This window comes from Flavobacterium panici, assembly GCF_024499525.1.
GTDB classification, from domain to species: domain Bacteria; phylum Bacteroidota; class Bacteroidia; order Flavobacteriales; family Flavobacteriaceae; genus Flavobacterium; species Flavobacterium panici.
Genome location: NZ_CP100437.1, coordinates 5,497,460 through 5,523,301 on the forward strand (window position 1 = coordinate 5,497,460; position 25,842 = coordinate 5,523,301).

Sequence of the window (25,842 nt, forward strand, 5' to 3'; positions counted from 1 at the left end):
CCCGAATTTATATTCGGGTTTTTTTTGCCTAATTTTTAAAACAAAAGGTAAAATCTGAAATGATTTTCAAAAAACAATTTTGTAAGATAATTTATTCATAAATTTGCTTTTTGTTCTAAACTACTTATGGCAGATAAAATAAAGATACACCTTGCCGATGATCATCAGGTTCTTATTGATGGACTGACCAATTTACTGCAGACAGTTCCAAATTTTGAAATTGCCGGCAGTTCTTTGAATGGTCTCACTATATATGATGATGTAGTCCGTAATAAGGCTGATATTTTAGTTTTGGATATCAGTATGCCGCAAAAAGACGGAATTGAGGTTTTAAAAGAATTCAGTCAAAAAGGATTTCCTTGTAAAGTAATTATTTTATCCAGTTATGATGATTTAAAAATCATTAAAGAAGTAATGAAATTGGGTGCCAAAGGCTATTTGACTAAAAAATGTGCCGGTGAAAACATCATTGAAGCTATCGATGCTGTATATCAGGATCAGGAATATTATTCTGATGCTGTACGGGAAAAAATCTTTAGCATGTTTTCTCAAAATAATCCCAAATTAAGCAAGAATGTTTATACTGAAAATCCAATTTTAAGTCCGAGGGAAATGGAAATCATAACACTCATTTGCTTAGAATACAGTGGAAAAGAAATAAGCGAGCAGCTTTTTATCAGTATAAATACAGTCGAAACGCATCGCAAAAATATTATGAAAAAACTCAATATAAAAAACACCATTGGGCTTGTAAAATATGCTTTAAAAAACAACCTAATAAACCCATAAATTAAAAATCAAGAGAATAATATCCCGAAATATGTTTTTTATTAGAATTTTAATATCACTTATTATGCTTATCTCTACTGGAGATAAGGTTTTCAGCCAGCAAAATGCTACACCAAAAGAATCTAATATTTCTATTGTAAAACCAGCAAAAAAAGAGTTTTCAGAGCAATCAAAAAGAGAACAATTACGAAACAAAAAAATTGTAAGTCTATTTGTTGTTCTAGTCGTTATTTTATTTTTTCTTTTTTATCTCGTTTATCAAAACAATAAACTAAAGCAAAAAATTAAGCGAAAAGACACCAAACAAAAAATCCTTTTAGATGTAATAAATGCAGGGATTGACAGTCAGGAAACTGAACAAAAAAAGATCGCAGCATTTTTACATGACAATATCAATTCGCTTCTTTCTTCTGCAGGATTACATTTGAATGTTTTTACAACCAAAAACAATATACAATCTGAAGAAATTCAAAAGGCAAAAACTATTTTATCAGAAGTTCACGATCTTTTACGCGATATTTCACACGATCTTGTACCTACACTTTTAGTTCGTTTTGGATTGATTTATGCTTTAGAAGATTTATGCGAAAGAAACTCCAATTCGAGCATTCAATTTGAGTTTACAAGTTCTGTTGCAACAGATACGCGATATTCTGAAAAATTTGAAACCAAATTGTATTTCATTGTTTCTGAATTATTCAACAATATTATAAAACACAGCGAAGCACAAAAAGCCCAAATTTCAATACATGAAAACAACAACCAGTTAATCATTATTATTCATGATAACGGAATAGGTTTTAGTGCCGAAAAATTAAATGAAATTGAAGGTTTTGGTTTAAACCGAATTCGGGTGAGAATTAAAAAATTAAAAGGAAGTTTTTCTATTATTTCGAGAGCAGATGAAAATACGGGAACTTCTATTAAAATAAAAGTTCCGATTTCATAAAGCCTTATTTTTTACCAATCTCGATAATTTCCAAATCCTTTATTTTATCATCGTCAATAACAAAACGAAGCATGGTTCGCATTTGATGAAAACCGCTTTTTCCCGCTGCACCCGGATTCATGTGTAATAGGTTGTTCTTTTTATCGAACATTACTTTTAAAATATGTGAATGTCCGCAAATAAATAACTTTGGCGGATTTGAAGCCATTTCTTCCCTAATACTTGGATTGTATTTTCCCGGATAACCTCCAATGTGCGTAATCCAGACTGAAACATTTTCGCATAAAAATCTGTTATGAAGCGGAAATTCTAATCTTGCCTGCGCATCATCAATATTTCCGTAAACACAACGAAGCGGTTTTAGCTTTTTTATAGTATCTGTAACATGTAAATCGCCAATATCTCCAGCATGCCAGACTTCATCAGCCTGATTGACATATTTTAAAATAACATCATCAATATGAGAGTGGGTATCGGAAAGCAGGAGGATTTTTTTCATTCTTTTTTTAAAGGGACAAAGGTTCAAAGAAACAAAGATACAAAGGTTTTTTCTGTAGAGGCGCACAGCAGTGCGTCTTTCGTCAGGTTTTCATTTCTTTATAAATACAAAAAATCCGATCTGTTAGATCGGATTTTTATTTATGTTTGTTTTAGACCTGACAGGTTTTTAAAACCTGTCAGGTCTGCAGCACTGTTATTATTTCTTCGGATTTTGATTTTTAACTTCCTTCAAATCCTTAGTTTCTTTGGTATCCATCATTTCCATTAGTTTTAATCCTAACAAACCACTGATCGAACCATCAGAACCGCCATTTCCAGAAATTAAAACATCTGGAATTACTTTGATATTTCCTTTACCAATTTCCTCGGTTACTTTATATCTTGTAAAGTTATCGCCTCCCATTGCGCTAACCTGAAGCTGGTATGCTTCAGCAGTCGATTTACCAATTGCCATAATCTTTTCAGCTTCTGCAAGACCGGTTTTTGAAATTCTTTCGGCTTCGGCACTAGCATTCAATTTAGTTGCTTCTGCCTGTGCTCCTGCTCTTGCTTTTGTTGCTTCGGCTTCAGCATTGGCACGCATTTTTGTAGCTTCTGCTTCTGCGTTTACATTCAGTTTTAAACTTGTTGCGTCTCCTTCTGCTTTCTTAACAGTAGCATCTGCAGTACGCTGAGCAATTTCAACACTTTGTGAAGCACGTACAATTTCTTTCTGCATATCTGCAATTGCCGTTTCTTTCTCCATTCCCTGACGCTGTTCTTGCGCCATTCTTTGGGTTTGATATGTTTTTTGCTCTTCTTCAGCCAGTTTTCTATCGGTTAAAGTTTTCATTAATGAATCTGGCGGAACAATATCTCCAATCAAGGTATCAACTGCATTTACGTTATATTCATCAAGTACTAATTTGATATGATTTTTAGCCGATTCCTGACGCTCTTTTCTCGTTGTCAGGAACGAAATCACATCGCTGTCCTGAGCCGAGTTTCTGAAATAGTTACCAATCGTAGGCTCTAAAACCTGAGAAACCAAGTTGTTCATGCTTCCGAAACGAGCAATTACTTTTGGAGCTTCTGCTGCCGGTACGTGAATAATCTGCGCAACGTCAAGATTGAATGGGAAACCGTCTTTTGAACGAACCGTAATTGTAGAAAGATTTTTATCTAAATCGTGTGATTCGCTGCGTGCGTTTGCCCAGTTTAAAACTAAGTTCGTTGTTGGAACCGCTTCTAATTTTGTGGTGTATTTATTCAACGCATATTTTCCAGGTCCAAAAGGTTCCATCCAAACACCACGCTGTCCTTTTGAAACAATATTACCGTGTTTAAAAGTATCTCCGGTTACGTCTTGTCCGTCTTCTCCAATATAAGAAATCACAACTCCAACATAACCAATTGGCACATCTGTCATTGGGTTTTGTTCAATTAAAACTCCCCAAGTATTGATATAGTAAGAACCGGCTAACATAACCTGAGGCTGCAAACCACGATTCCCGCCATGTTCCAAAAATTTATCAAAATCCTGAAAGTTATTATGATCGTTAACAAATTTACCCGCAATTTGTCCCTGCGGAATTGGTTCACCGTCCAGAGCGGTTACAATACCAATCATGTTTTCAAAAATTTTAATTTGATCTGCAATTACAATCTCAAACAAAAATGTATTAATACGGTAAGAACCCGTTGTGATAAAAGCTGTCTGACGTCCTTTTTGACCTCCATTGTCTAAAAAGGCAGTTGCATCCTGAAAATTATCACTTTCTACTTTTCTGGCTAAGATTCTTCCGGTTGGAATTTCTTTTCCGTCTTTACTTAAAACCAGTCCAATTTTTCCTTCCGGAATTAATGTAAAACCAGTCATATCTATTGAATACTGCCAAATCCACATTCCCCAGTATAAACCCGGAGCAAGTGTTTTTGCCTGATAACCTGCTTCACCTTTTGTAGCGATAATTCGGCCGTCTGGTAATGATTTATCCGTGCCAAACAAAACGAATTTTTTGGTTACTAAACCAATTTTATCTTCTGGAACTATTACCATTCCGAAGAAAACACGTAAAATAAATTTGTAAAAAAGAATGGCAAATACAATTAAAAGTATCCACCAATAAGAGGTAATTTCATTCATAGTTTTAGATGTTTAATGGTACAAACATAGGAGAAATATGAAATGTTAAAATGAAAAATTTTAAAAATTAACATTTGGAAATTTCTGCCTAAAAATGTTAAAAAATGATTTTAATTATATCGTTGGAATTGTCAATTTCTGACACGATTTTTAGCTGGGCAAACTATGATTTGTATTTTGGGTTTTAAGGGATTTTAACAAAGATTCTGAGATTCTAAGTTGCTAAGGTTCTAAGTTTTGTTTTTAGATTTTTATTGAAATGGATATTTATCGATTTTAAAATTATCGAAAATATTATACCTATAATATATAGATGCATTTCCAATCTGGCGTTAGACGCACTGCTGTGCGTCTCTACAAATCATAACGTATAAAAAACTTAGAACCTTAGCAACTTAGGACCTTAGCAACTTTTAAAAAAAACCTTTGTACCTTTGCACCTCAAAACCTCTGTACCTCACAATGAGATATTTTATTCATTTTGCTTATAACGGAACTCATTATCATGGCTGGCAGTTTCAGCCTAACGCTTCATCAGTTCAGGAAACTTTAAATAAAGCACTTTCAGTTTTATTGAATTCGGATATAAATGTGATGGGTGCCGGAAGAACAGATACCGGAGTTCATGCCGAGGAAATGTACGGGCATTTTGATTTAGAAAAATCAATTGATATTCCGGTTTTGGTGCACAAGCTGAATTCGTATTTACCAAAAGATATTGCGGTTTATAATATAATTCCCGTTCACGATGATGCGCATTGCCGATTTGACGCTACAAAACGAACGTACGAATATCATATCAATACGGTAAAAAATCCGTTTTTAGAGGAATTGAGCTGGTATGTAAATCAAAAGTTAGATATTGATTTAATGAACGAGGCAGCGAAGATTTTATTAAACCATACCGATTTTCAGTGTTTTTCGAAAGTGAATACAGATGTTAATACTTTTGACTGCACGATTTTTGAGGCGTATTGGAAAAATGAAAACAACAAACTGGTTTTTACAATTTCGGCAAACCGTTTTTTACGAAACATGGTTCGGGCAATTGTGGGAACTTTGATTAATATAGGATTGCATAAAATTACGTTGGCTGATTTTGAAAATATTATTGCCAGCAAAAACAGGGAAAAAGCCGGATTTTCGGTTCCGGCGCATGGTTTATATTTAACCAAAATTTATTACGATTATTTATAGCTGTAGGCTATAGGCTTTAAGCAGTAAGCTTCAAGCACTTTATTAAAAGCCTATTGCCTAAAGCCTAAAGCTTAAAGCATCAAAAAAAAATGAAAGCAAAAGCATTTGATACTGGTTTATTTAAACGAATTTTAAAATATACGAAACCTTATAAGTGGCGTTATTACGGCGTTATTCTTTTTGCGGTTTCGCTTTCCATATTTGCAGCACTGAGACCTTACTTATTAAAGCAAACGGTCGACGGCTATATCAAGACACACGATAAGGAAGGTTTGCTGTTATACATTATTTTAATGGGAGGCGTTTTGCTGATGGAAGTTTTCTCTCAGTTCTATTTTGTTTATTGGGCAAACTGGCTTGGGCAGGATATTGTAAAAGATATTAGGAACAAACTTTTTAAACATATTTTAAGCTTTAGAATGAAATATTTTGATTTGGTTCCGGTTGGACAATTGGTTACCAGATCCGTTTCAGATATTGAATCGATTGCGCGTATTTTCAGTCAGGGATTGTTTATGATTATAAGTGATTTGATGAAAATGCTCGTGGTTTTGATATTTATGTTTTACATGAACTGGAAACTGACTTGGATTGTTGTTGTTGCAATGCCAATTCTGGTTTACATTACCCGAATTTTTCAACGTAAAATGCAGGTTGCTTTTGAGGAAGTAAGAACCCAGATTGCTAATATGAATTCCTTTGTTCAGGAACGTGTAACGGGAATGAAAATCGTTCAGCTTTTTAATCGTGAAAAAATCGAAGCCGAAAATTTCAGGGTTATCAATGACAAGCACAGAGTTGCGTGGATTAAAACCATTTTGTACAACTCAATCTTCTTCCCTATTGCCGATATTATTTCATCTATCACTTTAGGTTTAGTAGTTGTTTTTGGCGGATTCAAAATTTTAAACGGCGATAACTTTACCACGTTTGGAGATTTGTTTTCTTATACCATGTTTATCGGGATGCTTTTTAATCCGCTGCGTCAAATTGCAGATAAATTTAACGAGATGCAGTTGGGAATGATTGCTGCCAACCGTGTTTTTGATATTATCGATACCGAAGATCATATTCAGGATACAGGAAAAATTGAAGCTCCGGTTTTTAACGGAAGCATCGAGTTTAAACAAGTTCGTTTTAGCTATATTCCGGAGGAAGAAGTAATAAAAGGGATTGATTTATCTGTAAATTCCGGACAAACCATTGCAATTGTAGGTTCTACCGGAGCCGGGAAATCTACAATTATCAATTTGCTGAACCGTTTTTATGAAATCAACAGCGGAACAATTTACATTGACGGACAAAATATTGAAGATTATACTTTGGCTTCTTTACGAAAACAAATTGCGGTTGTTCTACAAGATGTCTTTTTGTTTGCCGATACGATTTACAATAATATTACACTTCATAATCCTGAAATTACCCGCGAACAGGTTTTAGATGCTGCAAAGAAAATTGGTGTTCATGACTTTATTATGAGTCTGCCCGATAATTATGATTTTGATGTTAAGGAACGCGGCGTTATGCTTTCGTCTGGACAAAGACAGTTAATTGCATTTTTACGTTCGTATGTAAGCAATCCGAGTATTTTAATTTTGGATGAAGCGACTTCGTCAATAGATACGTATTCTGAAGAATTGATTCAGCGTGCAACAGAAACGATTACAAAAGGAAGAACTTCGATTATTATTGCGCATAGACTGGCAACAATTGTAAATGCTGATAAAATCGTAGTTATGGATAAAGGTTTAATTGTGGAACAAGGAACGCATCAGGAATTGTTATCGAAAACTGATGGTTATTATAAAAACTTATACGATTCTCAATTTTCGGTTGCGAATTAATTTATAAAATAATTTGAGATTTAGATTAAAAAAAATAACATCCCGACGTGCATTTTTAATTTATGTAGCCGTCTCTATTCTTATTACTGTTTCTTCTGTATATATATTGAGTAATTTAATTACTGATCTTACCGAAAAAGCAAATGAAGAGTCAGCACAGCGTAACTTTATTAAAAAGCAGGAATTTTTGTCGCAGGAATTCTCAAAACTTCTGGAACAGGAAAACAGAATAAAGCATGTTTTAAAAATAAGCCGACCGGAAGAACTCGCGTCTAACTTACATGTTTTATCTTCAGTTCAAAACACCAATGTATTAGTAGCTGATAATTGGTTTCAGATAAATGATAATAAAATTCAGTTTGGAACCGATTCTATTTCGGATGACCTAAAAAAAGATGCAGAAGATTTTATCCAAAAAAATAAAGATCAGGATCATATCAATGTTATTATTCCGCAGGGACAAGAATGGGTTTGGAGAATTTATTTCAGACTTACTTCAAAAAACACAGTTGTTCGTTATGGTTACGATATTAACTTAAAAAAACTTGTTGATTATTTTTCCAGTATAGATGTCAAATCGACTAACAATTATGCTTTTATTTTTGATAAATCAGGAAGATGTATTTATCATCCCGAATTGAATTTTATAGGAAAAAATATTTATGAGATTTCCTCTACCCGCGCAATTGATACCATATTTACTAAAAAACAGGATTATGTAAAAAGAGTTGCTATGTCTGAATATTTAGGGCTGGATGTTATTCGATTTACAAAAAAATTAGACCTTAGAAATACACATTGGTTTATATGTGTTAATTTCCCAAAAAATGTTAGTGACGAAAATGTAGCGTTGATTAATAAATATTCGACCTGGATTTATTCGATTACAACGGTTATGCTTTTGCTGATTTTCTATTTATTCTCGTATGCCAATAGACGTGCGTACCGAGAAAAAGGAATTGCAATTAAAGAAAAAAACCGACTTCTGGTAGAGAACGAAAAAATTATAAAAGAAAAAGCGCTTATTCAGCTTCAGCATTTAAAAGAACAGATAAATCCGCATTTTTTATTCAATTCGCTTAACTCCTTATATATGTTAGTGGGAAGCGATGTAAAAACGGCGCAGAAATTTACGCTGAATCTTTCTCGCATTTACCGTTATTTAATTGATCCGCCAGAAAAAAATGTCGTTTCACTAAAAGATGAATTATTATTTATTGAGAAATATATCTTTTTACAGCAAACCCGTTTTAAGGAAGAATTGTTCTTTTCGATAAAAATCGAAGACGAAGAAGCTTTAGAAAAATTTATTCCATATCTGGCATTTCAGGTAGTGGTCGAAAATGCTATTAAGCATAATATGGCAACGGTCGAAAATCCGTTGACAACAGAAATTTTAATACAGAAAGATCAGGTAATTATTAGTAATAATCTTCAAAAAAAGGCTCACAGTGAACCCAGCACTAATTTTGGTCTAAAATACCTGTCGAGCATCTATACTTTCTACTCCAGGACCAATTTAAAAACCTCAGAAAAAGACGGCAATTTCGTTTGTATTTTACCTTTAATATCCATTCACTCCTAAAAAAAAGCCATTCACTCCGTTTTGTTTTTTTTCTGAACTAAATTCGAATAGTTTCGATGAAAATTAACTTAAACTTAACACCAAAATGAGGGAAAAGGCATTCCTACATAATGTAAAATTACTTTGCTTATTAATTTTATTATTATTCATTCCTGTTACAGTTCTTTCGCAAAAGAAAAAGAAAAAAGAAACAGAGACTGAAGTTGTAAAAGATTCTACTGATTCCAAAAAAGGAAAAAAATATAGTGACCTTATAAAAAAGGGCAAACTTAAAAAAGGACTGTTCAATATCATTCAGGTTAAGACTGATGTTTATTTTGAAATTCAGGATAGTTTATTTAAAAGAGAATTTCTGATTGTAAACAAATTATCACAAGTTCCTTTCCAAATTAACGAAGCTGGTTTAAATAAGGGAATGAATTATGAAAACAAAATCATTTCCTTTTATAAAGATACAATTGCAAAGAAAGTTTGGGTAAAAACATATGTTCCTAAAGTTTCTTCACCAAAAGAAGATGCCATTACCGCATCTGTAATTGACAATTTCTCTGAATCTATTATTGAAGTTTTTGATATTGAAACTAAAAACAACGATTCGAGCGCTGTAGTTATTAAAGTAAATAAGATTTTTGACGGAAAACAAAAAAGCTTCAATGATGTTTTGAGTAACACTGGTATTGGAGGTTCTGTAAAATCTGATTTATCGTATATAGAAGGTTTAAAAGCTTTCCCAAAAAATATTGTAGTAAAATCGCAGCTTTCAACTTCTTTCGTCGAAGGCACATCGTCATTACCAATTACCCTTGGTGTGACAAGTAATATTATTTTATTGGATAAAACTCCAATGAAACCTCGTTTTTCTGATAACAGAATTGGTTACTTCTCTGAAAAGCATTGGTATTTTGCCGATGCACAGCAGGCAATGCTTGAAAAAGAATTGATTACCCGCTGGCGTTTAGAACCAAAGAAAGAAGATGAAGAACGATATTTGAAAGGTGAATTAGTAGAACCTAAAAAACCAATCGTGTATTATATTGATCCATCGACCCCAAAACAGTGGAGAAAATATATCATTGAAGGCGTACACGATTGGCAGGTTGCTTTTGAAAGAGCGGGATTTAAAAATGCAATTATTGCTAAAGAACCTACTGAAAAAGATTTAGACTTTGACATTGATGATGTACGTTATTCGGTTATTACCTATGCGGCATCACCACAATCCAATGCTATGGGCCCTTCGGTTGTTGACCCAAGAAGCGGAGAAATTATTGAAGCCGACATTATTTGGTGGCACAATGTTATGACTTCGCTTCAAAGCTGGATGCGTATTCAAACCGGAGCTATCGACCCGAAAGCAAGAGGAAATGTATTTAGTGAGGAACATATGGGCGAAGCAATTCGTTTTGTATCGTCTCACGAAGTTGGACACACATTTGGATTAAAACATAATATGGGCGCTTCTTTCGCTTATGATGTTGAATCTTTACGTTCTAAAGAATTCACGGAAAAAATGGGCGGCACTGCTCCTTCTATCATGGATTATGCCCGTTACAATTATGTAGCACAACCGGAAGATAACGTAACTGCAATTACTCCAAAAATTGGTGAGTACGACAAATATGCTATTGAATGGGGGTACAGATGGTACGGTCCAAACGAAAATGAAACGGCAAGACTAAACGAAGCTATTACAAAACATCAAAACGACCCAATTTATTTTTACGGTGAGCAAGGCTCCCAAATCGATCCTCGTTCGCAGTCTGAAGATTTAGGAAACGATGCTGTAAAAGCAAGCGAGTACGGATTGAAAAACTTAAAACGTGTTGTAGATAATATCTTAAACTGGTCCTACGATAAAGATAAGTCTTATTACGAAACTGGTAAACTGTATATTGGAGCTATCGGACAATGGCAAACCTACAATGGTCATGTATTAACCAATATTGGCGGTGTTTACTTAAACCCAACAGTTCACGGCGATAACAAACAAAGTTATGTTCCGGTTCCTGCAGCAATGCAAAAAAGAGCAGTAGATTATTTAGTAAAAAATGTAATTACAATTCCGCAATGGTTGTTTTTTAATGACGTTTTAGACAAAACAAATCCGCTGAAAGATTCTCCTTTTGGACCTTATGAGTACACACCATATACAATGTCAAGAGCATTACAGTACGATGTTATATATAGTTTATTCAGCGATGACCGTTTACTTCGAATGACAGAAAATGAATTATACCAGCGAAATAAAACCACCGAGAAGGTTTTTACCGTAAATGAATTGTTTAAAAAAATGCATCAGAATGTATTTGCAGGAACTATCCAGAACAAATCACTTACTATTCTGGAGCGTATGACACAAAAGAATTATGTAGATGTTTTAATTATTTCGACAAATAAATTATTTGAAAAAACGGATGTTAAAAAAACAATCCAAATACAAGAAACATTACAAATGCCTCATTTATGTTCTTTAGATGATGCACATATGGCGAGAAACATTAATAATTCTTTCTTAAAAAGAGTTACAGAAGTAACATCAGATAAAAAAGGGGAATTAACAAAAGTACTTCAATTATTAAGAACAAAAAGAAGTACCGGAGATGAATCGACCCAAAATCATTACCGCGATTTAATACAACGAATCGACAAAGCTTTGAACAATACAACCTTTTAATACATAACCCAAACCCAAAACATGAAAAAAATTCTACATGCCCTACTGCTGTTCCTGGCCATCGCAGGATATGCGCAGGAAACCCGAACTATTACGGGGATCATTCAAGATGAAGCTGACTTGTCGCCAATTCCTGGTGCATCGATCTTTGTTGAGAATAATTCGATCTCAAACAAAACTGCCATGGCAGGTATTATTCAAAGTGAAGGAATCGGAACTACTACTGATTTCGACGGTAAATTCTCTTTGAAAATTTCAAAAAACATTACTTCTTTGAGAGTTACTTTCATGGGATACAAATCGTATACTCTTGAACTTTCTGCTCAAAAAAATTATACAATCAACTTAACGTCTGAAACTGCAAAACTTCAGGAGGTTGTTGTAACAGGTTACCAAAAAATTGAGAAAAGAAAACTTACTGCTGCGGTTTCTAAAATCGACATGTCTGCAATCCAGCAAACAGGGGTTTCTAGTATTGACCAATTATTAGTTGGACAAATTGCCGGAGTTGCGGTAAGCACACCTTCTGGAGCACCTGGAGCACCTGCAAAAATCAGAATCAGGGGTACAGCTTCTCTTAACGGTACACAAGATCCTTTATGGGTACTTGATGGCTTACCATTAGAAGGAAATGAAGTTCCTAAAAACTTTGACAAAGACAATATCGACGTATTAGGCAACTACTCTATTGCTGGTTTAAATCCAGACGATATTAAAGATATCACGATTTTAAAAGATGCTGCTGCAACTGCTATTTACGGTGCGCGTGCTGCAAATGGTGTAATCGTGGTAACTACTAAAAAAGGTAGAGCTGGTAAAATGGTAGTAAGTTTCAATACGAATACATTTATCACGCAAAGACCTGAGTTTTCTAAATTAAACTTGATGAACTCAAACGAGAAAATTGATTTAGAACTTAACATGGCAAGCCGTGCAGATTTGACTTACAGAGACACTGGCGGAGATATTTCTCGTATCCTAAACGGAGCTGGTGAATTAGACGCTTACAGAGCTGGAGGATTTTCTGCTTTAAGCCCTGCATCACAACAATCTATCAATTCTTTAAGAGGAAACAACACAAACTGGGGTAACTTATTATACCAAACAGCTATCAACACGCAGCATGGTTTAAGTTTATCTGGTGGTGGAGAAAAATCAGATTACTATTTCTCTTTAGGATACTATGATGAAAAAGGAGCGACTATTGGAACTGGTTTCAAACGTTACAACTTAACATTAAAAAACAACTACCAAATAACAGATAAGTTTAAAGTTGGTGTTGGTATTTTTGGTTCTGAAAACAAAACTACATCTTACCTTACAGATACAGATGCGTTTACAAACCCATCAAATTACTCAAGAAACGTAAATCCATATTTAACTCCATACAACGAAGATGGAAGTTATAAATATGACCCGGATATCGCTGGTTATTCAGGTCGTTATGTTCCTTTTAATATCTTGGAAGAAAGAGCAAATACTTCTTACGATTTAAAAACAAGAGCTATTAAAGCTTTATTAGATGCTGAATATAAAGTTACTAAAGACTTAAAAGTAACGTCTCAATTAGGTTTACAATTAGACAATACTGCCAGCGAAAAATTTGCCGGAAAAGAAACTTATTACACAAGAAAACAAAAAGAAAAATCACGTTATTTTACTAACGGAGCTTACAATTATTTCCTTCCGGAAGGTGGAATTATTCAAAACTCAAATACAGACTTTTTTCAGTATAACTTAAAAACAATGATAAGTTACAAAACTGAAATTGCTGAGAAACATGAAATCGAAGCAATGGTTGGTAATGAGTTAAGAAGAAACTACACAACATCTGTTTCAACTAAAGGATTTGGTTTTGATGAGAAAAATTTAACTACACAGCCAATTCTTTTCCCTAACGCTGGTTTCGCTAAAGAATCTGATTATAAACAATATGCTAAAAGTGAGAATGAAAATGCTTTTGCTTCTTTCTTCGCTACAGCTTCGTATACTTACAACAGAAAATATAGTGTATTTGGAAGTGTGAGATACGATGGTTCAGATTTATTTGGTGTAGATCCTAAATACAAATATTTACCACTTTGGTCAACATCTGCATCTTGGGCAGTGTCTGAAGAAGATTTCTTAAAAGACAACTTAACACTTTCAAACTTAAGACTTCGTGCTTCTTACGGTTTACAAGGAAACATTGATAAAAATACTTCTCCTTACGTAATGGGTACTAACGGAACAACTATTATTTTGCCAGGACAAACTGAGCCAATTATTACAGTTGACAGCCCGCCAAACGAAAAATTACGTTGGGAAAAAACTACTAACACAAACGTTGGTGCTGATATAGGTTTATTCAACAATCGTATTAGCCTTGTAACTGATTTATACGGAAGAAAAAGTTCTGACTTAATTGGTTTAAGAGCACTTCCATTAGAAAATGGTTTTGAGTATACAAATATGAACTGGGCACAAGTAAGCAATAAAGGTTACGAAATTACTTTGTCTACAAAAAACATTGACCGTCCAAACTTTCAATGGAATACAAGTATTAACTTTTCTCATAACAAAAGTAACATAGACCGTATCGAAGTACGTGATACTGATTATTTACCAAACAGAGAAGGACGTCCTGTAAATGCTGTATTTGGGTTTAAAACAAACGGAATCGACGAAAATGGATATCCTTTATTTATCAACAAAAAAGGAGAAACTGTAAACTCTCAAACATTCTTTGGTTTATATGACCCATTTGCAGATATTTTCCCGGGAGAATTGGCACAGTCAAACTTATCAGCTGCTGAATTTAGAGATTTGTTTACTTACTTAGGAGACAGAGACCCTAAATTTACAGGAGGTATTACCAACACATTTAAAGTAAGTAATTTTGACTTAACAATTGCTGCTTCATTTAATATTAAACAAACTGTTACAAAAACTCCTCCATACAATGGAACAATCGTAGACAGAGGACAAAACTACAGTAGAGATATTTTAGATGCATGGTCACCAACTAATACATCTTCTAATTTACCAGGAATCACTAGTAAAGATTCAGGAACAGGAGATTCTTATATGGCATACCTATGGTATTCTGGGCAAAATCAAATTCCAACCTACAATTATTTAGACACATGGGTTAGCGAAATGAGTTATATGAGATTAAGCAGTTTGCGTTTAGGTTATACATTCCCTAAAGCATTTACAGATCAAATTAACATTTCAAGCATCAGACTTAATGTTGAAGCTAGAAACTTATTCGTAATTAGTTCTGATTACAAAGGTTACTTTGACCCTGAAACTTTCGGAAACATTTATGCACAACCAGTTCCTAAGTCATTCACTTTAGGATGTAATGTAACTTTCTAATAAAAATAAAGATGAAAAAATTCTCAAAATATATACTACTTTTTGCTGCAGCACTTGCAGTAACAAGCTGTGATGACTATCTGGACATCCAACCAGTTGGTCGTGTTATCCCGGAAACATTAGAGCAGTACCGCGCAGTTTTAACAAAAGGATACGACGTATATCCTGAACACAAATCATTAACGGCAGTTCGTACAGACGAATTAACGATGAATGAATTTAGTGATGACGTAACATACTACAGAGATATTTATATTTGGAAAGATGCAAATCCGGATCGTATTACAACTACTTTTCAATATGCAGATTTATACAAAACTATCTTTTATACAAACGTAATCATTAACGAAGCGTCTAAAAAATTAGATGTAACTCCAGAAAGAAACCAGTTAGTTGGAGAAGCGTACGCTTTAAGAGCAATGGCTTACTTTGATTTAATTAACCTTTTCGGAAAACCTTACAATGCAGCAACTGCAGGTTCAGACAAAGGAGTTCCATTAGCGTTAGAGATTGATTTAGAGCAGGCTTTCGTACCTCAGACAGTAGAAGTAATTTACAATCAAATTATTTCTGATACTCAGGAAGCTGAAAAATTCATCAACAAAGATTCTCAAACAAAAGGTTTAAACTACCGTTTCTCTAAAGTTGCTTTATACAGTTTAGAAAGCCGTATTTATTTATATGTACAACAATGGCAAAAATCGCTTGACGCTGCAAACAAAGCGTTAGCAATTAACAACGCTTTAGTTGATTTAAAGGCTACACCTGTATTTGCAACAAAATATGATTCAAAAGAATCTATTTTAGCTCTTGAAGATGGTTTAATAAACAACTTAAAAGGTGCCGTTTATGCTTCGCCAGATTTAATTGCTGCTTACAGCAAAACGACTGATTTACGTTTTCCTCTTTATTTCTTAGCAAGCGGAAGCCGTTACAGAATTCAAAAAGGTGGAAATATTGATCAAAAATGTTCTTTCAGAACTTCTGAGTTATATTTAACAAAAGCAGAAACTTCATTAAAACTAAACAATATTGCTGATGCTAAAACAACTGTTTTGAGTTTTATCAAAAACAGATACACAGCAGCTGCTTATGTACAACTTGAAATTGAAGTTAACGCAATGAATGCTGCAGATTTAACAAATTTCATTTACGAAGAAAGACACCGTGAGTTTGCTGTTGAAGGACAGCGTTGGTTTGATTTGAGAAGAACATCTCAAAAACAAATCGTTCACACTTTTGACGGTGATAATTATACATTGATACAAAACGATCCGCGATATACCATTATTTACCCGGCAGACGCGAGATTAAACAATCCCAATCTATAAATACCTATTGTTTTTTTTTAAAAGAGGTCCAGTTGCAAAGCTGGGCCTCTTTTGCATTTATTTACATCAAGAACATTGTGAACGATTTCAAACGTTAGAACACAATAAATCACGGTTCGTTTCCTGTGGTTGAAACCACAGGCTATATTTGAAATAAAATTAAATTTTGATTAAAGCTTAAATAAACATAGCCCGTGGTTTCAACCACGGGAACACGATATAATCACAATCCATAACCCATAGTTAAAACCACAGGCTATATTTGAAATAGAAACATTGAATTTTCATTAACAATTTAATAAACATAGCCCGTGGTTTCAACCACGGGAACACAATATAATCACAATCGATAACCCATAGTTGAAACCACAAGTAATATGTGAAACATAACAAAAAAGATTAAATAACAACAAAACTGCAAACTCCTATAAAAACTTGTTGTAAAAAAACTATAGACAATTATATTTGCAAAATCATTTAAGAGCTTATCACTTCAAAATGAAACTTTTTAACTTTATCTCAAAAGGAAAATGAAAATTGCCATTGTCGAAGACGAATATCTTGCATCCACTTACCTAAAATCAATTTTAGAACAGCAGGACATTTTACAGATTGCCGAAATTGCAGTTTTAAAATCTGTAAAAGAAGCAGTCGATTTTTTTAAACAAAACAATGTCGACTTAGCCTTTATGGACATTCATTTGGGCGACGGAAAAAGTCTTGAAATATTTGAAAAAGCCACAATCTCCTGCCCTGTCATTTTTGTTACCGCTTATGATTCTTATGCCATTTCGGTTTTCAAACACTTTACAATTGATTATCTTTTAAAACCTTTTGAAGAACAAGAACTATTAGAAGCCCTAACCAAATTCAAAAAAATAAAAGACAGTTTCAATGCCGATGCAACGCTGCAATCTTTAGTGGCCATCGAAAATCCTGAAACAAACAAAATACAACGTCATTTTTTAGTAAATCACGGTTATAAACTAATTTCAGTAAACGAATCTGAAATAACCTATTTTGCTGCATCGGGAAAGCATTTATTTGTCTATGTAAAATCAGGAAACAGTTATTTGTACAACAGCACGATTACTGATATTATAAACAGTCTCGATCCGTTTATCTTTTTCAAAATAAACAGAAAATATATCGTACATCGAAATATTATAAAAGAAGTCGTAAAACATTCGCATCAAAAAATCGAACTCATTCTTACCGTTCCTCCTATCGAAAATGATCCAATAATCATCAGTAAAAAAGAAATTAATAATTTCAAAAACTGGCTCGATCAGTAAAAATCATTATTTCTTAAATACTAAAAATGCTAAAATTTACGCTTTCGCGGAAGATTGAAAACTGCATAATTCACAATTTGAAGTTTTAAACTGACCAAATAAGTGTCAAAATCATTCTAAAAAGTTAAAATAGCGTTATAAGAATCATAAAGTTGATATTATGTAACTTAGAGTATAACTTTCTTCATTTCATAATTCTTTATCTTTGAGAGACAAAATTTAAATGAAAAAGAAAATGCCACACAACAGATTTTATCCTAACGAAGAATTCAAAGAAATAGAAATAAACGCATCATTACAACTTAAATACGCAATTTCAAACAGAGGAAGATTAATAAGCTTTACAGACGAAATTGAAAATGGCCGAATCCTTAAAGGCGGTTTAAGCGATGGATATCCTACTTTTAGATTTAAGGTTAAAAAAGATGACAAAATCATTAACAAATATTTATTTCTCTACAAATTAGTTGCCCAATACTTTCTTCCAAAACAATCAGAAGATCAAACCTATGTTCTGCATCTCGATTACAACCGAAGCAATGACGATATCAGCAATTTACGCTGGGCAACAAAACAAGAAATGATGGCGCACAGCCGCAAAAGTCCGCGAGTGATTCAAGCGAAGAAAAACCTGATCGAACACAACTTAAAAGCCGACGGACGAAAATTAACAACCACAAAAGTCATGTTAATCAAAAAAATATTAGCAAGACCAGAACAAAAAACACGTCTTAAAATGATCGCTAAACAATTCGGCGTAAGCGAAATGCAGATCCGCAGAATTGCCAGCGGCGAAAACTGGGGACACGTAAAAGTTTAATTATTAATTGTAAATGGTGAATTGTTAATGGCTAATAATGCTTAATTAATAATTCACCATTTATAATTTACAATTATTTTGTCAGGCTGAGCGAAGTCGAAGCCCCGCGCAAAGCACATCCACATAGTTTCATAACAACAAAATATATAGCCACAGATTACACAGATTAAACGGATTTTAAAAATCTTTTTAATCCTGATAATCTGTGGCTTTATATTTTTAATAATTTCTGTCACTCTGAGCGAAGTCGAAGAGCTTTTTTACAAGTAGCAGGGCTTTGACTTCGCTCAGCCTGACAAATGAATCAATATTTCAAATTTTCCACATTTTACCTTTTTACTTTTTTACATGATACTCTTTTTAAAATAAATCATTAAATTCGCAAGCACAAATAACAAAAGAAAATCGACAAGTGAGTTTCGGAATCTATAAACCTCATTTTCGATAGTTAATACTAAAAACACAAAAAATGAAATACGACGTTATTGTTTTAGGAAGTGGTCCTGGAGGATATGTAACAGCGATTAGAGCTTCACAATTAGGCTTTAAAGTAGCTGTAGTTGAAAAAGAAAACCTTGGTGGTGTATGTTTAAACTGGGGATGTATCCCAACAAAAGCATTATTAAAATCAGCTCAGGTTTTTGATTATTTAAAACACGCTTCTGACTACGGATTAAAAGTTTCTGAATTCGATAAAGATTTTCCTGCTGTTGTACAACGCAGCCGTGGTGTTGCAGAAGGAATGAGCAAAGGTGTTCAATTCTTGATGAAAAAAAACAAAATTGACGTTATCGAAGGTTTTGGAAAACTAAAACCAGGAAAAAAACTTGACGTTACAGATAAAGATAATAAAGTTACTGAATACAGCGCTGATCACATTATCATCGCAACTGGAGCTCGCTCTCGTGAGTTACCAAACTTACCACAAGATGGTGTAAAAGTAATTGGTTACCGTCAGGCAATGACATTACCAACACAGCCAAAATCTATGATTATTGTAGGTTCTGGAGCAATTGGAGTTGAATTTGCTCACTTCTATAACTCAATGGGAACAGATGTTACTATTGTAGAATTCATGCCAAACGTAGTTCCTGTAGAAGACGAAGATATCTCAAAACAATTTGAGCGTTCTTTGAAAAAAGCCGGAATTAAAGTAATGACAAGCTCATCTGTTGAGCGTATTGACACAACTGGTGCAGGAGTAAAAGCATTTGTTAAAACTGCAAAAGGAGAAGAAGTTCTTGAAGCTGACATCGTACTTTCGGCAGTTGGAATCAAAACAAACATTGAAAACATTGGTTTAGAAGAAGTTGGAATCGCTGTTGACAAAGATAAAATCTTAGTAAACGCTTACAACGAAACTAACATTCCCGGATACTACGCAATTGGAGACGTTACTCCAGGTCAGGCTTTAGCTCACGTAGCTTCTGCAGAAGGAATTAACTGTGTAGAAAAAATTAAAGGACTTCACGTACAGCCAATCGATTACGGAAACGTTCCGGGTTGTACTTATGCAACTCCAGAAATCGCTTCTGTAGGTTTAACTGAAAAACAAGCAAAAGAAAAAGGTTACGAATTAAAAATTGGTAAATTCCCATTCTCAGCTTCAGGAAAAGCAAAAGCTGCAGGAACTCCAGACGGATTCGTAAAAGTAATTTTCGATGCTAAATACGGAGAATGGTTAGGATGCCACATGATTGGTGCTGGTGTTACAGATATGATTGCTGAGGCAGTTGTAGCTCGTAAACTAGAAACTACAGGTCATGAAATCCTTAAATCAATCCACCCTCACCCAACAATGAGCGAGGCAGTTATGGAAGCTGTAGCAGATGCTTACGGCGAAGTAATTCACTTGTAAAAATATACCGTTTTACGGTCATATATAATTTTCAATTTAAAAATCCGATTTGTGAAAACAGATCGGATTTTTTTGTTTGGTCTTGTATCCAATTGTCAGGCTGAGCGAAGTCGAAGCCCTTTTTCAAATAACATATAAAGTATTAGAAATTCCCCAAAGTCAATCTTGTCATTTCGAGGGACGAGAAATCTCCACAAGTAGCTCGACAAACAAGTTCCATAAAAGTAAATCGCCAGTTTTGTCATTTCGAGGAACGAGAAATCGCACTCGTATATCCGTAAAGAAGCTCCGCAAAGCAAATCCCCAATCTTTGTCATTCCGAGGGACGAGGAATCGCACTCGTATATCCACAAAGTAAATCCCCAATCTTGTCATTTCGATTTCTATGATAAAACCAAATCTTTTTCATAAAAGGTTTGGTTTTTTATTACCGCAAAAACCCGATGTATTATTTTGTTTCTCACAGCGTTTAAAACGCTCATTTTATTCTTTCCTTCATCAACTTTTCTGATGTAGTATTTTCTTAAATCATTGTCTAATCGAACAGCGCTCATTGCGGCCAGATGCAGAATAGTTTTCAGGTTTTTATCGGCAAGCATTGACACTCCAGGTCTTCTTTTTAATGAGGTTCCAGATTGAAAATCGAAAGGTACAACTCCGCTGTAACATGCCATTTTTCTAGGATCAGTTATCACTGTAAAACCTTCTGTTTTTGATATTAATGTCCATGATAAAACCTGACCTACTCCAGGAACAGATTTTATCAGTTTCTGCTGATAGCTTAGGTTTTCATCATTATGGATTACTTCTTCAATATCATTTTCAATAACCTTAATTTGTCCCTCAATATTTTTAATGAGTTTTACATTTAGACTTTTTAGCTCTTTGTCCAATCCAATGCCTTTCATTAATTTGTAATCATGCTGCTGAACCATAAGCTGCTTTTTGATTTTTATTCTTAAAGCTCTTTCGGTCAATAGTATTTTTATTTTTTTAATGGAGCACGAACTTGGTTTCCATTCTCTATTTTCTTGATAATTTTTCTCAATAAAACTACAAATTCGCAGGGCATCAATTTTATCATTTTTACCTCTGACAAGACCTATACTTTTCTTGATATGCAGAGCCGATATTACATAAACTTTAAAGTTGAATTTTTCCAATACTTCAAAAAGATTCCAATTGTATCTGCCTGTATTTTCCATTGCTAAAATTACATTCTCATCTGAATATTTTTTAAAAAAGCGCTTTATAGCCGGAACGTTATTCTCAATAGAAAAGTAATTTAATGATTCTTCTTTTACACAAATATCTAAAGTCTTGCTGCTGATATCAATGCCAATAATAATGTTTTTCATAACTTTGCTTTTACGATTCAACAATGATTTGAGAAATTCATCATAAGCTCAACTCCTTAATAACGGGTCACTAGCCCAAATTTCTATCTGAGTCTTTGATGAAAGGGAAGCCAAAGTCTTAATCAAGATATGAGCCACAAACTCAGAGGAACGAATAGTTTACTTTTGCTTCCTTTCTCAATCATAAATCTACTTAAATTTTAAAAAACAAATCTAAAGGAGGAACGAGAAATCTTCACAAGAAACTCCGTATAAAATGTCCTCAATCTTTGTCGAGTTTCTCGCGAAGATTTCTCGTTCCTCGAAATGACAATACTTTATCTTAAAATCCTAGTATATAAAAAAATCTACACATTAAAAATTGTTAATAAAATTCTCACTTGTCAACTTTTAAGTTGACAACATTCTCAACTATTCGTTAGACATTTGATCATTACAAAACTTCGCCTTAACAAAATAACAACAATGAACAACGAGAGAAAACTAAAAATTCACACCAAATTCCAAAAAAGAACATACAAACACATTACAATTCCATCAATTAAACTGGAAGGCAAATGGCTTGAAAAACTTGGATTTAAAAAAGGTGAAATTGTAATTGTCGAGCAAGAAGAAAATAAACTAATAATTACTAATGGAAATAAGAAAAATTAAAATCACTGTTTTGTCATTCCGAGGAACGAGGAATCGCACTCGTATATCCACAAAGAAATTCCACAAAGAAATTCCACAAAATAACTCACCAATCTTTGCAGAGTTTCTTGTGCGATTTCTCCCTTCGGTCGAAATGACAATACTTTAGCAAATATTATAAACTTTAAAATTTATAAAGAAAAATTTGTTAAAAACTTCACATTAAAAAATTTCACTATCGTCTTATAATTCTTATTTTTATTCTTTATAAATAAGATTTTATGACATTACCTTTTATAGAAATAATTGAAGCCACGACTAGTGATCCTAATTTACTAATGTGGAAATTTTATGATGAAGATAAAGAAATAAAAAACGGAGCAAAACTAACCGTTCGCGAAAGTCAGCACGTAATGCTTTTAAACGAAGGTCAGCTTGCTGATGTATATTCACCGGGACTTCACACTTTATCAACAGAAAACATTCCAATTTTAAGCAAGCTGAAAGGCTGGAAATACGGCTTTGAAAGTCCGTTTAAAGTCGATGTTTATTTTTTCAACACCCATCAATTCATCAATAATAAATGGGGAACTCCCGCTCCTATTCTGCTAAACGATCCACAATTCGGGCAAATCAGAATTCGCGCTTTCGGAAGTTTCGATATTCAAATTGTCGACATTGCCAAATTCTTCCGTCAATATGCCGGAACTTATCAGCAGCTTACCATTTTTGAATTGCAAAACCAGTTACGAGATTTCGTTGCTCCAAAATTTGGAGAAGTTCTCGCAAACGAAAACATAACCGTAACCGACATTGCGGGAAATATTACCCAATTAGGCAAAAAAATCGAACCGTATCTAAAACCTTATTTTCTTCAGTTTGGGATTGAATTAACGCAGTTTGTAATCACAAGCGTAACATTACCTGAAGAAGTTACGGCACATTACGACAAAATCACCAATATGAATATGGTAACCGATATGGATAAATTTACCAAATTCAATACCGCAACCGCAATTGGCGATAAAGGAACCGCGCTTCACGATGCAACCCAAAACGCATTGAGCATGGGAATTCTGCTAAATCAATTACAGCAAACTAAAGAAACGCCAAAAGAAGAAGTAAAAGACGATTTAACATCTAAACTTCAAAAGCTGAAATCTTTATTTGATGCCGGTTTAATCGACGAAGACGAATTCAAAACAAAGAAATCCGAATTATTAAGCCAATTATAATGGAAGAGAAAAAAGTCAATTCGTTTTTAGACAGACTAAAACAAAAAGCTCAAAACCAAACTAATTATGGCGGTGAAATGGAAATCAACGATGCCAAAATGAATGCAAAAGACTGTCCAAACTGCGGCGCCGGAAGAGCAAAACAAGACGGCGTAACCCATTGCGCTTATTGCGGATTTGAGTTTATAACCGTAAAACTTACAGACGGAGTTTATATTAAAAAAGAAGATAATTCAATTTAAAATCATATCACGTGTTTGGACTATTTAATAAATCAAAAGACCCAGAAAAAAACGAAGGAAGTAAAGAATCATTTCCAGAATGGTACCCAGAACTTCAGGAATCGCAACAAAGATGGTTTGCCTTTTTAGAAAAACTCGAAGCAAAAATGGAAGAACTCACAACAGCTTCTATTCCAGAGTTGAAACAACTTTTACAAGAAGATGAAGACCTATATAAAAGAACTTTTCACAGAGTACTTTCCGGTATAAATGGTCAGTTAAACAATATTAGAGACAAAGCTAGAGATACATACGAAGAAAAAATAAGCCGTATTTATTATGATCTCGATTCACAGATTTCTGTTTTAGATAAAAATCATGATTTACTTTCAGATTTTAGAAGCGCTTGTTCAGATCGATACAATGATTTTGACGACAAATTTGATTATTGGAGAAAACAAATCGAAAAAACACAAGAACGCGATCTTGAAATCGAATACAAAAAAATATTAGACGAATACGAAGCCATTAAAAACAAATTCAGCTGTACACAATGCGGTGGAAATATTGAAATCGAAAAAATCTTTTTAATCGAAACTTATATTTCATGTCCATATTGTCAAACGCAAAATACGTTTGCGCCAAGTACACAAGGCCGAAATTTACAAAACATTGCACGAGGTCTTGCTGAACAAAGAACCGCTCATTTATACGAAGCTTTTGAAACCGAAGATAAAAAAGAGCGTGAATTGTATCACCAACGTCACGAATTAAGTTTGAGTAAAATACACGAATCTGACAAAAAAGTATTGAGTGAAATTCAGGCAAAAATGGACGATCTTGAAGAACAAAGACAGTTTGTAATTAAAAATGCTCCAAAACTTTATCAGGTTTATCTGCGCGCCATGTATGACGAGTGGAATAAAATTACGCCCGATCTAAAAGAGCACAACGAAAAAATGTATCAAAATCAAGTACCCAATTAATAATTATTAATCCTTAAAAATCAACAAATGTTTAAAAAACTTTTTGGAGCTCTAACTGGAGACAACAAACAAGAAAATCAAAATTACGAGCAGACACAAACATCAAATGAAAGTCATGAAGATAATTATAATAACTACGAAAATGAATATCAGGAAGTAGAATACGATCCGGAAACTTTACACGGAACACATTACGATGTTGAAGATTTTGATGCCGAAGTTGCAGAAAGAGCCGAAGCATGGATTGCAGACGAACGCGCAAGCGGAGAAAACCTTGACGAAAAAGACATTCAAAACATATATTTCAATTACAGAAGAACGGTTTATACAGAATGGAACAACTGCGACTCTGACCAAATGATTCGTTTTGAGCACGCAAATTCTTTAAAATACAGTGGAGTTCAAACTTCAGGATTTGTAAAAGTAGACGAAAACAATCCGTTTCTTGAACCAGTTCACGGTGTAGATTTAAGAACCTATACAGCAATGTGCCTTAAAATAAGTGCCGGAGTAGATTACCTTGAAGTTTGCAAAGCAATGGGCTTCGAATCTGTAGTTTGGGAAGAATTAAACACAATCTGGCCGCAGCGTATGGGCGAAGATACTTCGTTTACCGTTACGACTTTATTCGGACAATATTATGCTGAAAACGTAACTGTTCCGCAATTAGAAAACCTAAAAGCTGAAATTTCAGAAGAAGGAGCAGCAAACTTAGAAAGAATCAAAACTGACCGTTATTTCTACGAAGAATTGGCAGGAGCAAGACAAGCTGCTTACGAATACGGAATCGACGGTGCACAATGGATTTTGGAAAACTTTGGAATCAACCTTGCCGATTTCCAATCGGTAGCAATGCAATGGATGACAGAGCAAAACCAAAACTGGAATTCAGCAGATATCACAGAATTTCATGATTATCAACAAGCAAAACAAAAAGAATATGCTGCAAAATTTGCTGCAGAACAAGGCGGAAATATCGCAGACGATGTAAATTTCTAAATTGATTTCTTTTCATGATAAAAAAACCGATTTGCCAAAACAAATCGGTTTTTTATTCGTTTAAATTTAATCGAATTTCAAA

19 protein-coding genes are annotated in these 25,842 nt (G+C 34.0%); 16 read left to right on the top strand and 3 right to left on the bottom strand.

The genetic code is table 11. From position 1 onward, the window contains the following. Nucleotides 1-126 precede the first annotated feature (126 nt). The gene (locus NLJ00_RS22870; protein ID WP_053471699.1) at nucleotides 127-789 is read left to right on the top strand and encodes a response regulator; all 663 of its coding nucleotides are present in this window, start codon (nucleotides 127-129) and stop codon (nucleotides 787-789) included. A 64-nt stretch (nucleotides 790-853) separates the two neighbouring features. Beyond that, nucleotides 854-1,738, top strand: a complete 885-nt coding sequence (locus NLJ00_RS22875) for a sensor histidine kinase (protein ID WP_256635539.1) — start codon at nucleotides 854-856, stop codon at nucleotides 1,736-1,738. 4 nt (nucleotides 1,739-1,742) lie between these two features. Here NLJ00_RS22875 and NLJ00_RS22880 read toward each other — a convergent pair whose 3' ends face one another. After that, the gene (locus NLJ00_RS22880) at nucleotides 1,743-2,237 is read right to left on the bottom strand and encodes a metallophosphoesterase family protein (protein WP_053471701.1); all 495 of its coding nucleotides are present in this window, start codon (nucleotides 2,235-2,237) and stop codon (nucleotides 1,743-1,745) included. Nucleotides 2,238-2,435: 198 nt separating this feature from the next. Next, nucleotides 2,436-4,364 (bottom strand): SPFH domain-containing protein, encoded by a 1,929-nt coding sequence (locus NLJ00_RS22885; protein ID WP_256635540.1) that lies wholly within the window; start codon nucleotides 4,362-4,364, stop codon nucleotides 2,436-2,438. Between the two features lie 462 nt (nucleotides 4,365-4,826). Between NLJ00_RS22885 and truA the strand changes: the two genes are divergently transcribed. The 9 genes from truA to lpdA all read left to right on the top strand — a co-directional run bounded on the left by truA (nucleotide 4,827) and on the right by lpdA (nucleotide 20,328). Then, complete coding sequence (gene truA, locus NLJ00_RS22890; protein ID WP_256635541.1) at nucleotides 4,827-5,561, top strand: tRNA pseudouridine(38-40) synthase TruA; 735 nt, start codon at nucleotides 4,827-4,829, stop codon at nucleotides 5,559-5,561. 89 nt (nucleotides 5,562-5,650) lie between these two features. Continuing rightward, nucleotides 5,651-7,405 carry an ABC transporter ATP-binding protein gene (locus tag NLJ00_RS22895; protein WP_256635542.1) on the top strand — a complete coding sequence of 585 codons (1,755 nt, stop codon included), beginning with the start codon at nucleotides 5,651-5,653 and terminating at the stop codon, nucleotides 7,403-7,405. Nucleotides 7,406-7,511: 106 nt separating this feature from the next. Further along, nucleotides 7,512-8,990 (top strand): sensor histidine kinase, encoded by a 1,479-nt coding sequence (locus NLJ00_RS22900; protein WP_256635543.1) that lies wholly within the window; start codon nucleotides 7,512-7,514, stop codon nucleotides 8,988-8,990. An 85-nt stretch (nucleotides 8,991-9,075) separates the two neighbouring features. Then, complete coding sequence (locus NLJ00_RS22905) at nucleotides 9,076-11,664, top strand: zinc-dependent metalloprotease (RefSeq protein WP_256635544.1); 2,589 nt, start codon at nucleotides 9,076-9,078, stop codon at nucleotides 11,662-11,664. Nucleotides 11,665-11,685: 21 nt separating this feature from the next. Further along, complete coding sequence (locus NLJ00_RS22910; RefSeq protein WP_256635545.1) at nucleotides 11,686-15,024, top strand: SusC/RagA family TonB-linked outer membrane protein; 3,339 nt, start codon at nucleotides 11,686-11,688, stop codon at nucleotides 15,022-15,024. Nucleotides 15,025-15,035: 11 nt separating this feature from the next. Further along, nucleotides 15,036-16,355 (top strand): RagB/SusD family nutrient uptake outer membrane protein, encoded by a 1,320-nt coding sequence (locus tag NLJ00_RS22915; protein WP_256635546.1) that lies wholly within the window; start codon nucleotides 15,036-15,038, stop codon nucleotides 16,353-16,355. A gap of 530 nt (nucleotides 16,356-16,885) precedes the next feature. Continuing rightward, nucleotides 16,886-17,650 (top strand): LytR/AlgR family response regulator transcription factor, encoded by a 765-nt coding sequence (locus tag NLJ00_RS22920; protein WP_256635547.1) that lies wholly within the window; start codon nucleotides 16,886-16,888, stop codon nucleotides 17,648-17,650. A 235-nt stretch (nucleotides 17,651-17,885) separates the two neighbouring features. Continuing rightward, nucleotides 17,886-18,470 carry an HNH endonuclease gene (locus tag NLJ00_RS22925; RefSeq protein WP_053471817.1) on the top strand — a complete coding sequence of 195 codons (585 nt, stop codon included), beginning with the start codon at nucleotides 17,886-17,888 and terminating at the stop codon, nucleotides 18,468-18,470. A gap of 469 nt (nucleotides 18,471-18,939) precedes the next feature. Next, nucleotides 18,940-20,328, top strand: coding sequence for a dihydrolipoyl dehydrogenase (gene lpdA, locus NLJ00_RS22930; protein WP_053471710.1), 1,389 nt, complete (start codon nucleotides 18,940-18,942; stop codon nucleotides 20,326-20,328). A 383-nt stretch (nucleotides 20,329-20,711) separates the two neighbouring features. Here the strand turns inward: lpdA and NLJ00_RS22935 are convergent, their stop codons facing one another. Then, nucleotides 20,712-21,686 carry an IS110 family RNA-guided transposase gene (locus NLJ00_RS22935; RefSeq protein WP_256635548.1) on the bottom strand — a complete coding sequence of 325 codons (975 nt, stop codon included), beginning with the start codon at nucleotides 21,684-21,686 and terminating at the stop codon, nucleotides 20,712-20,714. Nucleotides 21,687-22,151: 465 nt separating this feature from the next. Here NLJ00_RS22935 and NLJ00_RS22940 point away from each other — a divergent pair, with 465 nt between their 5' ends. The 5 genes from NLJ00_RS22940 (at nucleotide 22,152) to NLJ00_RS22960 (ending at nucleotide 25,760) form a co-directional block, all read left to right on the top strand. Beyond that, on the top strand, nucleotides 22,152-22,340 hold the full coding sequence (locus tag NLJ00_RS22940; RefSeq protein ID WP_256635549.1) for a SymE family type I addiction module toxin: 189 nt from the start codon (nucleotides 22,152-22,154) through the stop codon (nucleotides 22,338-22,340). Nucleotides 22,341-22,600: 260 nt separating this feature from the next. Then, nucleotides 22,601-23,554 (top strand): SPFH domain-containing protein, encoded by a 954-nt coding sequence (locus tag NLJ00_RS22945; protein ID WP_256635550.1) that lies wholly within the window; start codon nucleotides 22,601-22,603, stop codon nucleotides 23,552-23,554. Then, nucleotides 23,554-23,796 carry a hypothetical protein gene (locus tag NLJ00_RS22950; RefSeq protein ID WP_053471715.1) on the top strand — a complete coding sequence of 81 codons (243 nt, stop codon included), beginning with the start codon at nucleotides 23,554-23,556 and terminating at the stop codon, nucleotides 23,794-23,796. Before NLJ00_RS22945 ends, NLJ00_RS22950 begins: the two co-directional genes overlap by 1 nt. A gap of 11 nt (nucleotides 23,797-23,807) precedes the next feature. Next, nucleotides 23,808-24,761, top strand: a complete 954-nt coding sequence (locus tag NLJ00_RS22955) for a hypothetical protein (RefSeq protein WP_256635551.1) — start codon at nucleotides 23,808-23,810, stop codon at nucleotides 24,759-24,761. A 27-nt stretch (nucleotides 24,762-24,788) separates the two neighbouring features. Further along, nucleotides 24,789-25,760, top strand: coding sequence for a DUF6620 family protein (locus NLJ00_RS22960; RefSeq protein WP_256635552.1), 972 nt, complete (start codon nucleotides 24,789-24,791; stop codon nucleotides 25,758-25,760). The last annotated feature ends 82 nt before the right edge of the window (nucleotides 25,761-25,842 follow it).

Bases quoted from the DNA above. Each gene is read 5' to 3' on its own strand.
- NLJ00_RS22875 (WP_256635539.1), top strand. From the start codon at position 854: ATGCTTATCTCTACTGGAGATAAGGTTTTCAGCCAGCAAAATGCTACA.
- NLJ00_RS22895 (WP_256635542.1), top strand. From the start codon at position 5,651: ATGAAAGCAAAAGCATTTGATACTGGTTTATTTAAACGAATTTTAAAA.
- NLJ00_RS22915 (WP_256635546.1), top strand. From the start codon at position 15,036: ATGAAAAAATTCTCAAAATATATACTACTTTTTGCTGCAGCACTTGCA.
- NLJ00_RS22885 (WP_256635540.1), bottom strand. From the start codon at position 4,364: ATGAATGAAATTACCTCTTATTGGTGGATACTTTTAATTGTATTTGCC.
- NLJ00_RS22870 (WP_053471699.1), top strand. From the start codon at position 127: ATGGCAGATAAAATAAAGATACACCTTGCCGATGATCATCAGGTTCTT.
- NLJ00_RS22925 (WP_053471817.1), top strand. From the start codon at position 17,886: ATGCCACACAACAGATTTTATCCTAACGAAGAATTCAAAGAAATAGAA.
- NLJ00_RS22950 (WP_053471715.1), top strand. From the start codon at position 23,554: ATGGAAGAGAAAAAAGTCAATTCGTTTTTAGACAGACTAAAACAAAAA.
- NLJ00_RS22945 (WP_256635550.1), top strand. From the start codon at position 22,601: ATGACATTACCTTTTATAGAAATAATTGAAGCCACGACTAGTGATCCT.
- truA (WP_256635541.1), top strand. From the start codon at position 4,827: ATGAGATATTTTATTCATTTTGCTTATAACGGAACTCATTATCATGGC.
- NLJ00_RS22935 (WP_256635548.1), bottom strand. From the start codon at position 21,686: ATGAAAAACATTATTATTGGCATTGATATCAGCAGCAAGACTTTAGAT.
- NLJ00_RS22940 (WP_256635549.1), top strand. From the start codon at position 22,152: ATGAACAACGAGAGAAAACTAAAAATTCACACCAAATTCCAAAAAAGA.
- NLJ00_RS22960 (WP_256635552.1), top strand. From the start codon at position 24,789: ATGTTTAAAAAACTTTTTGGAGCTCTAACTGGAGACAACAAACAAGAA.
- NLJ00_RS22880 (WP_053471701.1), bottom strand. From the start codon at position 2,237: ATGAAAAAAATCCTCCTGCTTTCCGATACCCACTCTCATATTGATGAT.
- NLJ00_RS22905 (WP_256635544.1), top strand. From the start codon at position 9,076: ATGAGGGAAAAGGCATTCCTACATAATGTAAAATTACTTTGCTTATTA.
- lpdA (WP_053471710.1), top strand. From the start codon at position 18,940: ATGAAATACGACGTTATTGTTTTAGGAAGTGGTCCTGGAGGATATGTA.
- NLJ00_RS22920 (WP_256635547.1), top strand. From the start codon at position 16,886: ATGAAAATTGCCATTGTCGAAGACGAATATCTTGCATCCACTTACCTA.
- NLJ00_RS22910 (WP_256635545.1), top strand. From the start codon at position 11,686: ATGAAAAAAATTCTACATGCCCTACTGCTGTTCCTGGCCATCGCAGGA.